Below are 10,739 nucleotides of genomic sequence, written 5' to 3'. Positions count from 1 at the left end.
GGGCGGCGGGTGGGGGGTTTTGTCCCCCCCCCCCTGGGGGGGTCCGTACCCTCAGGGGGCGTGTGCGGGGGGGGGGGGGGGGGGGGGGGGGCCGGGCGTGGACGCCCGGCCCCGCACGGTGCGCCGCCGCACCGGGACCGGTGTCAGGGCCGGCGGTTTCCGGTGCGGCGACGCGGCTCAGGAGGCGGGCTGGTGCCCGCCGTTGTCCGTGTACGCCTCTTCGCGGTGGAAGCCGAGGGAGCGCATGACGGGGAAATCGTTGAAGGAGAACAGGCAGGCGTCCTCGGACTGGTCGAGGTTGTGGTGCTCGTGCCAGGCCCAGGACGGGACGCAGAAGACGTCCCCCCGCTTCCACTCGAAGCGCTGCCCGGCGATCACCGACACCCCGCGCCCCTTGGCCGCCGTGTAGATCACCGACCCGGTGTGGCGGTGGGCCTTGGTGGCCTGGCCCGGGAGCAGCAGCTGCATGTGGGCGCTCATGGTGGGCATGACCGGGCCGCCGGTCACCGGGTTGGTGTACTCCGCGATGGTCCCGTCGTACGGGGAGCCCCCGGTCGCCCTGGCGAGACCGAGCAGGGCCTCGTACGTCTGCTCCCACGGGTAGGCCAGCAGCGGGGAGTAGGGCCGGGTCCACTTCTCGGCGCCGTACGGGAGCAGGTTCGCGGCGTAGGTCAGCACCGAGGAGTTGACCACCTTGCCGGGCTGTTGGTGCAGCTCGGGGTGGACCTCGTAGAAGCCGGCGTCCAGGGCGTTGACCAGGGGGATGTCCAGGCCGTCCTGCCAGATCACGGGGGCGTCCGTCCCGTCGTTGCCGTGCTCGTGCCAGGTGCCGTTGGGGGTGATGGCGAAGTCGCGGGGGCCGACCTCCAGCCTCTGGCCGTCCACGATCGTCCACGCACCGGTGCCCTCGTGGACGAAGCGCAGGGCCGCGGCCTGGTGGCGGTGTGCGGTCATGGCCTCGCCCGGGCCCATGATCTGCAGGCCGGTGTAGAGGAGTCCGGCGGCGGCGCTGACGTCCTTGCGGCCGGGGTTGACCAGCATCACGACACGGCGGCCCGCGTCGTCGGCCCGGACGAGCCCGAGGGCCTTGTGGACGAGGGGCCGCAGCTCCTCGTAACGCCACAGCGCCGGAACGGACTTGGGCTGCGGGTACCAGGGCTCGATGTCGTTGGCCACGGTCCACAGCGCGCCGGCCTCCAGGGCTTCGAGTTCGGCGTAGTAGTCGGCGAGCTCGGGCGTGTCGGCGACCCGGGCGCGGCCGAGCGCGGTGTCGTCCTGTTCGATGGTCATGAGTCCTCCTCGGGGACGGCGGGCAGCGGCCGGGACGGCGGAACGGTGAAAGTGACGGGCGGGCGCGGTCGGTTGTCGACTTCGAGGCGGAAGACGTCGAAGCGGTTGTAGTACCCGGTGATGTCGTGCATCTGCTTGGGCTGGATGCACCGGGCCAGGTCGATCTCGGCGTAGACGATGCCCTCGACGTCCACGAGCGGCTCCGTGACCGGACGGCCGTCGGGCCCGAAGATGCCGGACAGGGCACTGCGCGGCCGGCTGAACAGGGCCCGGACCTCCTCGTCGTCCCCGGCCACGGTGTCGACGATCTCGGGGGAGACCGTCGAGCAGGCGACGACCGAGAAGACCTTGCCCTCGAAGCTGTGCGCGGCCGTCCGCACGGCGATGGCGTCGGCCATGTCGTAGTCGGCGGGTGCCACCGGCAGGGAGATGTAGCAGGCGGCGTGGACGAGTTCGCCCTGCGCCAGGAGCGCGAAGCGGGCCAGGGTATTGGTGTTCTCCCCGCAGGCCAGAGCGCCGATCGGGCCGATGGCGGTCTGGTGGACCCGCAGCGAACTGCCGTCGCCGCCGGTCCAGGTGAGCTTCTCGGCCCAGGTGGGCACCAGTTTGCGGTGCACGCCGAGGAGTTCCCCGTCGGGGCCGATGGTGAGCAGGGTGTTGTAGAGCACGCCCAGGCTGTGCGGCGCGCGTTCGTTGACGCCGATGACGAGGACGACCCCGTACTGCCGGGCCGCCGCGCGCAGGGTGTCGACGTGCGGGCCGGGGACGTCGATGGAGGAGCGCTGCAGGCGCTCGAACCAGGGCGAGCCCTGGACCGGGTTCATCGTCCAGTTCCAGTACGGGTAACCGGGGACGAACGCCTCCGGGAAGACGACGAGTCCGGCGCCGTTCCCGGCGGCCTCGGCGATCAGTGAGACGGCCTTGTCGACGGTGGCGGCGGGGTCGAGGTAGACGGGGGCGGCCTGTACGGCGGCCGCGGTGAAGCGGGGCAGGTCGCGCTGGGGAGGGATCTCCATGGGTCTCGGCCGTTCCGTTCAGAGGGCAGGCGCGGTGACGCGCGGCAGCCATCGCTGGTGCACCGGTGCGACGGGCTGCCGCAGCAGTTCGAGGCGGGGCGCGACCCGGTCGGTGCGCGCTGCCGGCGGCCGCGCGCTGCCGGCCCGCCAGGACCGGGCCCAGGGAGCGGCCGGCCCCCGGTACCCCTGGGCGGCGGCAGCGTGCAGGGTCCACAAGGGGTCGTGGAGCTGTGCGCGGCCCACCGCGCACAGGTCGGCCCGGCCGGCCAGGATCACCGAGTTCACGTCGTCGTACGTGGAGAGCGCGCCGACGGCGACGGTCGGCACGCCGGTCGCGTTGCGGATCAGGTCGGCATAAGGGGTCTGGTAGCTGCGGCCGAAGCGGGGCCGCTCGTCCGCCACGACCTCGCCGGTCGAGACGTCGATCGCGTCGGCGCCCGCCGCGGCCAGGGCGCTGGCGATGTGCACGGCGTCCGCCTCCTCCAGGCCGCCCTCGGCCCAGTCGGCGGCCGAGATCCTGACCAGGAGCGCCTTCGAGGCCGGCCACACCGCCCTCACCGCTGCCAGCACTTCGACCGGGAAGCGCAACCGGCCGTCAACGGCCCCGCCGTATTCGTCGGTGCGCCGGTTGGTCAGCGGCGACAGGAACCCCGACATCAAATGGCCGTGGCCGTACTGGAGTTCCAGAACGTCGAAGCCGGCCCGGTCGGCGCGCTCGGTCGCGCGCACGAAGTCCCGTACGACCAGGTCCATATCGGTGCGGCTCGCCTCGTGGGGCACCGGGCTCCGCTCGTCCCACGGCAGCGCGGAGGCGGCCAGCAGCGGCCCCTCGGCCGCCCGGCGGCCGGCGTGGGTGAGCTGGATGCCGAGGCAGGCGTCCGACTGGCCGTGGGCGAAGCCGGTGATCCGCCGCCAGGCGGCCTCCTGCTCGTCGGTCCACAGCCCCGGGCAGCCCGCGTCGGTCCGGCCGCCGGCGCTGACCGCCGTCATGCCGGCGATGACCAGGGCCGCGCCGCCGAGGGCATGGGTACCCAGGTGCACGAGGTCGAAGTCGCCCGGGACCCCGTCGCGGGCCGTGGACAGTGCCATGGGGGGCACGACGATCCGGTTGCGCAGGCGCAGGCCGCCGAGCCGGAAGGGCCGGAACATCGGCGGGACCGGCGCCGAGGCGTTGACGGCCGTCGTGAACTCCTCGTCCCGTACCCGAAGGTTGTCGTAGGTGACCCGGCGGCTGCGCGTCAGCAGGTTGAATGCGAACTGGTGCGGGTCCTGGCCGGTGTACCGGTCGATGTTCTCGAACCATTCGAGGCTGGCCTGGGCCGCACGCTGGGTGGACTCCACGACCGGCTTGCGCTCGTCCTCGTAGGCGGCCAGCGCGCTCGTGACGTCGGGGTGCTCGTGCAGGCAGGCGGCCAGCGCGAGGGCGTCCTCCATGGCGAGCTTGGTGCCGGAGCCGATGGAGAAGTGGGCCGTGTGCGCGGCGTCCCCGAGCAGCACCGTGTTGGCGTGCCGCCAGGTGCGGTTGCGCACGGTGGTGAAGCGCAGCCACTTGGAGTTGTTGGGGATGAGCCGGTGCCCGTCCAGGTGCGCTGCGAGGATCTCCTCGCAGCGGCGGATCCCCTCCTCGTCACTGGCGCCGGGCGCCAGGTCGCGGCCGGCGGACTGCGCGAAGCCGCCCCGACGCCAGGTCTCCTCGTCCATCTCGACGATGAAGGTGGATCGGGTGGCGTCGTACGGGTACGCGTGCACCTGGAGGGTGCCGAAGTCCCGCTCCTCGACGATGAAGGTGAAGGCTTCGAAGACCTTGTCGGTACCGAGCCACATGTAGCGGCCGGAGCGCTCGTCGAGATCGGCGCCGAAGGTGTCGGCGTAGGCGGCCCGCGTGGCCGAGCGGACCCCGTCGCAGGCGACCACCAGGTCGTATTCGGCGGCCAGTCGCTCCGGAGAAGGGGCCTGCGTGCGGTAGCGGACGTCCACCTCCAGGGCGGCGCAGCGCTCCTGGAGGATCTCCAGCAGCCGGCGCCGGCCCAGGGCGGCGAAACCGTGCCCGCCGGAGGTCAGCGTCCGGCCCCGGTGACGGACGTCGATGTCGCTCCAACGGGCGAACTCCGCCGACATCGCGGCGTGTACGGCGGGATCGGCCTGGGCGATGCCGTCGAGGGTCTCGTCGGAGAAGACGACCCCGAAGCCGAAGGTGTCGTCGGGAGCGTTGCGCTCCCAGACGGTCACCTCCCAGTGCGGGGACAGCTGCTTGGCCAGGGCGGCGAAGTACAGGCCGCCCGGCCCGCCTCCGATGACTGCTATGCGCACGGGGCGCCTCCTCGGTTGTTCTCGATCAGTTCGGGGGCCTGCCGGCCGGCCTTCGTGAGGACCTCGCGGACCTCGGCCGGCCAGGGGGTCGTCCCCGTGGCGCGGGCGGCGGAGTGGGCGATGACCATGCGGCCGGTCGCGGCCTCCGCTCCCTCCTCGCCGTGGACGGTGAAGGCGTAGTGGAGGGAGCTCGTACCGACCTTCGTGACGCGCAGCTCGGTCCGCACGGCCTCGCCGAACCAGAGCCGAGCCCGGTAGTCGGCCTCGAAGTGGACGCGGGGCGTGCTGCCGAAGAGGTGAGACAGGCCCAGGCGGCGCAGGAGCACGGCCTCGGCCGACTCGACCCAGCGCACGACGGTGGAGTGGTGGTAGTGACCGGCGGCGTCGGTGTCGGTCCACTCGACGCGCCGTTCGACGACGACGCTGGGCAGGTCCGGCACCCGGGCCTCGGGGCACCCGGCGGCGCAGCCGCCGTCTTCGGCCGGCCCGGGTGCGGAGCCGACCGTGGCCGTCGTGGCCGTCACGGGCTCCGGCCCGGCCGTGGGCGCCGACTCCTGCCCCCGGGTGCGGAGTTCGGAGCGGCGGAGCTTGCCGGTCTCCGTCCGGGGGAGTTCGCTGACGAACTCCACGGCACGCGGGTACTTGAAGGGCGCGATCGCGGCCTTGACGTGGTCCTGGAGCTCGCGGACGGTCGCCGGGGAGGCCGGGACGCCGGCGCGCAGCACCACGTACGCCTTGACGAGCATGCCGCGCCGCTCGTCGGGGACGCCGACGACGCCGCAGTCCGCCACGTACGGATGGCCGGTCAGCGCCTTCTCGACCTCGGGCCCCGCGATGTTGTAGCCCGAGGAGACGATCATGTCGTCGCTGCGGGCCACGTACCAGAAGTAGCCGTCGGCATCCCGGATGTAGGTGTCACCGGTGATGTTCCACCCGCTCCGGACGTACGTGGACTGGCGCGGGTCGTCCAGGTAGCGGCAGCCCGTGGGCCCGGTGACGGCCAGCAGACCGGGCTGCCCGTCGGGGACGGGTGACCCGTTCTCGTCGACCACGGCGGCGCGGTAGCCGGGGACGGGCCGTCCGGTGGAGCCGGGTCGGATGTCCTCGTCGGCCGCGGAGATGAACACGTGCAGCATCTCGGTGGCGCCGATGCCGTCGATGATGCGCAGCCCGGTGGCGGCGTGGAACTCCTCCCACACGGAGGCGGGCAGGGGTTCACCCGCCGATACGCAGCGCCGCAGGCCGGCCAGGCGGCCGACCGCTCCCGCGGCCATGATCGCGCGGTAGGCGGTGGGCGCGGTGAACAGGACGGTCACCCCGTGTGCGGCGACGAGGTCGGCGAGCTGCCCCGGCGTCGCCGCCTCGACGAGCAGGGTGGCGGCACCGACCCGCAGCGGGAAGACCACCAGACCACCGAGTCCGAAGGTGAACGCGAGCGGCGGCGTACCGGTGAACACGTCGTCGCAGCGCGGCTGCAGGACGTGCCGGGAGAAGGTGTCGGCGTTGGCGAGCACGTCGCGGTGGAAGTGCAGGGTCGCCTTGGGGCGCCCGGTCGTGCCGGACGTGAAGGCGATCAGCGCAACGTCGTCCGCGGCCGTGTCCACGGTGGTGAAGACGCCGTCCTTGGCGGAGCAGCGGGCGGTGAGATCGTCCTCGCCGGGCCCGCCGTAAGCGATCACCCGGGCGCCGGGGACCCCGGTGGGAGCGGCGCCGCCCGTGGTGGCGGCTTCGAGTTCATCGAGGTAGCGGTGGTCGCACAGGGCGACGACGGGCCGGCTGATCTCGCACAGGCCGGTGAGCTCGGCGGCGCGCAGCAGCGGCACCGTCGTGACGGCCACACCGCCCGCCTTGAGCACGCCGAACCAGGCGGCGACGAGCCAGGGGTTGTTGGGACCGCGCAGCAGTACGCGGTTCCCGGGGCGCAGGCCTACGTCCTCGGTGAGTACCTGGGCGATCTGGTTGGCGCGCTGCAGCAGTTCGCCGTACGTCCAGCGCTCGTCCTGGGTCAACAGGCAGGGGCGGTCGGGGCCCCAGCGCTCGACGGCGTCGTCGAGGAGGCTGCGGGCGCAGTTGAGCCGGTCCGGATAGTTCAACTCGGGCAGGTCGAAGTGGAGTTCGGGCCAGAGGTCGAAGGGCGGGAGCCGGTCGCGGCAGAAGGTATCGGCGTGCGCCGAAGGGGAGAGCTCCATGGGGCGGCACCTCAATCAGGGAGCAGCGGGGGAGATGGGGCAAGTATCTCGATAAATTGGCGGCCGTCAATTCCTCGCGATATTTTTGTGAGGCGATCGTCTCTCTCGGCATCGCGTCCGGCGCCCGCTCCGGCGGGGTCCGGGCCCTCTGTGGAGCCCTGGGAGTGCGCTTCGCCGCGCGTCAGGCGGCCGGTACGCGCACCCGCACGCATTTCCCGAACTCGTCCGCCTCGACGCTGAGCCGGCCCCCGCTCTCGGCCGCCATCAGCTGCACGATCAGCAGGCCGCGCCCGTCCTCGGCGTCCGGGTCCACCTCGCTCCGGGGGTGCGGCAGCCGGGGCAGCGCGGCGGCTCCGTCGGCGACCTCGAGCTGCAGCCAGCCGGCCCGGAGGGAGATCGCGACGCGCAGTCGACCGGCGTCGGCGGCGTGCACGACGACGTTCCCGACCAGCTCGCTGACGGCCAGCAGCAGGACGTCCGCGATCTCGGCGGCGATCCGCCAGCCGGCGAGCGTGGTGCGGACGCGGGACCGGAGCAGGGGGACGGCCGCCGCTGTGGGCTCCGCGGCCCAGTGGCCGAAGCCGCGGACGCCGGAGACGGCCGGGGTGACCGGGCCGACGACGGGCGGTGTGGGGGTCGGGACTGAGGTGAGCATGACGTGCTCCCGGAGGGGGAAGGTGACGACGTCCGCGCTGTATCTCGTGTAACTCGCGGGAAAGTGGGACTGCCCGTGCTCTTGTGGTCTGCGGAAATGCGTCGCTAGAGTCGTGATTACACGTGTAACACGCTAAGCCTCCGCCGCGGCTCGCGCAAGCATTTCGGACATACGTTACGAAGCCTTGTCCGTAGTCGTGGCCGCAGCGGGACACTCGCGTGCAGGTGCACGTGAACCCCGAAGACATTGGAAGGGCCGCAATGACACAACCGCTCCCCGCCGCGATCGACCTGGCGGACATGACCTGGCCGCCTCCGCCGTTCCGCACCCCCGTGCCCGCGGTGGTGGACGCGGACGGCGTCCGCCGCCTCGACGGGGTCACCTACGCCACGTCACCCGGCTACCGACCGCGGCTGCTCGACGTACTGGTGCCGGCGGGCGAGGGGCCCTTCCCGGCGGTGGTCTGGATCCACGGCGGCGGCTGGCTGGACGGCGACCGGCGCTATCCCCCGCCGACCGTGCCCGTGGAACTGCTGCACGGGTCGGTGCTGGCGGCGGGCCTGGCGCTCGTCTCGATCGACTACCGGCACAGCCTGGAGGCCCCGTTCCCGGCCCAGTTGCACGACGTGAAGGCCGCCATCCGCTACGTCCGGCAGTTCGCCTCCGTGCTGGGCATAGACCCCGACCGGATCGGCGTCTGGGGCGAGTCCGCCGGAGGCCACCTCGCGGCCCTCGCCGGAGTCGTCGGCGCCGACACCCCGGACGCGGAGGCGCTGGAGGGCGTGCAGGGCGTGGGCGCCGGGAACACCGCCGTACGGGCCGTCGTGGACTGGTACGGCGTCCACGACCTGGTCACCCTCGCCGGGCACCCCATGCCGGCGATGCCGGCGATGCCCGCCGGAGCCGAGTTTCCCGACCCCTACGAGGCCCTGCTCGGCGCGTCCGTCGCCGAACGCCCGGAGCTGGCGCGGGCCGCGAGCCCCGTCACGTACGCCGTCGAGGGCTCGGACCCGCCGCCGTTCCTGCTGATCCACGGAACGCGGGACGGTCTGGTGCCCTACAGCCAGAGCGAACAGCTCGCCGCGGCCCTCGCGAAGGCCGGGGGCGAGGTCGTCCTGACGCCCGTGGAGGACGCCGACCACATCTTCCTCGGCTCTCCCGACATCGACCGGATCGTCGCCGACAGCGTCGCCTTCCTCGCCCGCCACCTAGCGCAGTGACCGGAAAGGTCCACCGGATCGCGGCGCCCGGCACGGCACCTCGCCGCGTTGTCGGACCCCGCAAGTACGTCCGGTACGAGCCGCGGCCCTCCGCCTTGCGATGCACCGCACCGGACACCGCGACCGGGGGCGCCTGACATCCCGCGGCCGGGCGAGCGGCCCGCCGCCGTGGTGGGCGCCGCGCCCGCTGTCGGCGCCGGTCCGCTTCCGGCGGGGTGCGACCGAGGTGCCCGTCCCATGAGTGATCACTGATGCGATGCTGGTGGGGGCGTCTGTCGCCCACGCCGGCCGGAGGGCCCGTGTGCCCTCGGGGACCAGGACGGTCTGGTCCTAGACGAGGCCCTCTCCCACACCGCTGCCGGGCGGTCCGTGCGCTGCCGGCCGACCTCGCCGACTTCGGCGGCACTGCGGCCTGCGGCGCGCAGCCGTCCCGGGAGGGGTGGCGGGTGTGGGCGCCGCTGGAGACCCGGCTGCCCGTCCGCCGCACAGCGGGGTGACCCAAACCGGCCGCCGCTTCCGTACTCAAGCCGCACGGCGGCGGGCGGCAGGAGGCCGGGATGCCACCGGCATCTCGTGGGCGTCGCCGATCTCCCCGACGGTGGCCTCGCCGCTTGGTTGGCCACCGCTTCCGTCCCCACGGCGTACGCACGTCGCGCGGGACGTGCCGCAGGACCGCCTCGCCGGCACGGTCCGTGCTCCGGCGCCGCCTGCCGTGCGCGCGGCGGCCCGGCAACCCGCAGCCGCGCGCCGCGGGCCCGGCAGGATCCGGAAGGGACGGCTGACCGGCCGCCGCCCTACGAGGTCTCGCGGTGGACGAGGACCGCCTCGACGTCGGGCATGGGCGGCGTCGTCCCCGTCTCGATCAGCTCGTGCACCGCGTCGGCGACGAGGGAGGGCGCGAGGAGTTCCAGGCGGATCGAGGTCAGCGGGGGCTGCTGCAGGGCTGCGAGGACCAGGTCGTCGGAGCCCACGACGGCCACGTCCCGCGGCACCTCGATGCCCTCGGCCCGGAGCGCGTGGAGCAGCAGCGCGGCGTACTCGTCGTTGTAGGCGAACACGGAGTCCAGGCCGAGGCTCGGCCAGCGTCGTGCCAGCGCGGTCGCGGACTCCCGGGTGTAGGACAGCTCCACCGGGGTTACGGTGGCCATGTGCCGGGCGGCGACCGACTCGGCGCCGGCGAGCCGCGGCGCGGCGAGCGTGCCGAGGCCGCGCTCCTGCGGCATGACCACACCGATACGGGTCCTGCCGCGGGCGATCAGGTGCTCGGCGGCGATGGCGCCGATCCGGGCGTGGTCGAAGCCGATGGTGTGTACGCCCGGCACGGGGTGGGCCGCGAAGGCGAGCACGCCGCGCACCCCGGCGCGCCGCAGCACGTCGGCGGCCTGCGCGGTGAGCCGGTCGCCGTCGAGGGCGATGACGGCCGCCGGCCGCAGCTCGGCCCAGGCGCGGGCGGCGTCGAGGGGGTCGGCGAAGCGCCCGGCGTGCAGGACGGCGGTGTAGCCGTGCCGCTCGAGCTCGCTGTGCAGTTCGTCGACCCAGTCGCTGACGAGCCGGCCGACCGCGGAGATCGACGAGGGCATCAGGACGAGGTTGCTGCGGCCGGCCCGCAAGGACCGGGCTGCGGCGTGCGGTACGTATCCGAGCTGTCGGGCGGCGTCGAGGACGCGGGCCCGGGCGGCCTCGCCGACACGGTGGCCCTGGGTGTCGTTGAGGACGAAGGAGACCGTGGCGCGGGACACGCCCGCGAGGCGGGCCACGTCGGCGCTGGTGGGGGACGCCGGAACGGGAGTGTCTTTGGCCATGACGTCGATCGACGCTCCTTGTGATCGGCTTGGTGCCTGCCCTTCCGAGGTTACACGAGTTAGATCAAGGGAGCGCGGGCCCGCCCGGATGTGCGGAGCCCCCAGGAGGCCAGGGGAGCGCCGGCGCGGGCCGGACGGGCCGTAGGGCGCCGCGGGAGGGCCCGGCGGGACGCCGCGGGAGGGCCCGGCGGGACGCCGTGGGACGGACCGGGGGAGACCTGCGGGAGCCCGGGGCCGGGAGGCCGGGGCCGGGAGGT

6 protein-coding genes and 2 pseudogenes are annotated in these 10,739 nt (G+C 73.5%); 1 reads left to right on the top strand and 7 read right to left on the bottom strand.

What is annotated here, in order from left to right:
* Positions 1-177: 177 nt before the first annotated feature.
* From ACFWBY_RS15590 to ACFWBY_RS15565, 6 genes and pseudogenes are all read right to left on the bottom strand, one after another.
* Complete coding sequence (locus tag ACFWBY_RS15590) at positions 178-1,290, bottom strand: cupin domain-containing protein (protein ID WP_385331504.1); 1,113 nt, start codon at positions 1,288-1,290, stop codon at positions 178-180.
* Positions 1,287-2,306 carry a carbon-nitrogen hydrolase family protein gene (locus tag ACFWBY_RS15585; RefSeq protein ID WP_385331507.1) on the bottom strand — a complete coding sequence of 340 codons (1,020 nt, stop codon included), beginning with the start codon at positions 2,304-2,306 and terminating at the stop codon, positions 1,287-1,289. The genes ACFWBY_RS15590 and ACFWBY_RS15585 overlap by 4 nt, the downstream gene beginning before the upstream one ends.
* Before the next feature lie 18 nt (positions 2,307-2,324).
* Positions 2,325-4,616 carry an FAD-dependent monooxygenase gene (locus tag ACFWBY_RS15580; protein ID WP_385331510.1) on the bottom strand — a complete coding sequence of 764 codons (2,292 nt, stop codon included), beginning with the start codon at positions 4,614-4,616 and terminating at the stop codon, positions 2,325-2,327.
* Positions 4,607-4,960: pseudogene (locus ACFWBY_RS15575) on the bottom strand (acyl-CoA thioesterase); the annotation flags it as partial. The pseudogene ACFWBY_RS15575 and the gene ACFWBY_RS15580, both read right to left, overlap by 10 nt.
* 198 nt (positions 4,961-5,158) lie before the next feature.
* Positions 5,159-6,805 (bottom strand): annotated as a pseudogene (locus tag ACFWBY_RS15570) (AMP-binding protein); the annotation flags it as partial.
* A 181-nt stretch (positions 6,806-6,986) separates the two neighbouring features.
* Positions 6,987-7,460: an ATP-binding protein gene (locus ACFWBY_RS15565; RefSeq protein WP_385331513.1), complete on the bottom strand. Its 474-nt coding sequence runs from the start codon at positions 7,458-7,460 to the stop codon at positions 6,987-6,989.
* A gap of 260 nt (positions 7,461-7,720) precedes the next feature.
* Between ACFWBY_RS15565 and ACFWBY_RS15560 the strand changes: the two genes are divergently transcribed.
* Entirely contained in the window at positions 7,721-8,680 is a 960-nt protein-coding gene (locus ACFWBY_RS15560; RefSeq protein WP_385331516.1) for an alpha/beta hydrolase fold domain-containing protein, read from the top strand.
* A gap of 794 nt (positions 8,681-9,474) precedes the next feature.
* On the opposite strand, the gene ACFWBY_RS15555 is transcribed toward ACFWBY_RS15560, so the two are convergent.
* On the bottom strand, positions 9,475-10,482 hold the full coding sequence (locus ACFWBY_RS15555; RefSeq protein WP_385331517.1) for a LacI family DNA-binding transcriptional regulator: 1,008 nt from the start codon (positions 10,480-10,482) through the stop codon (positions 9,475-9,477).
* Positions 10,483-10,739 lie beyond the last annotated feature (257 nt).

The organism is Streptomyces sp. NPDC060049, assembly GCF_042736715.1.
Lineage (GTDB): Bacteria > Actinomycetota > Actinomycetes > Streptomycetales > Streptomycetaceae > Streptomyces.
The sequence above is the reverse complement of the archived record's forward strand: the minus strand, read 5'-3'. Positions and strand labels throughout refer to the sequence as shown.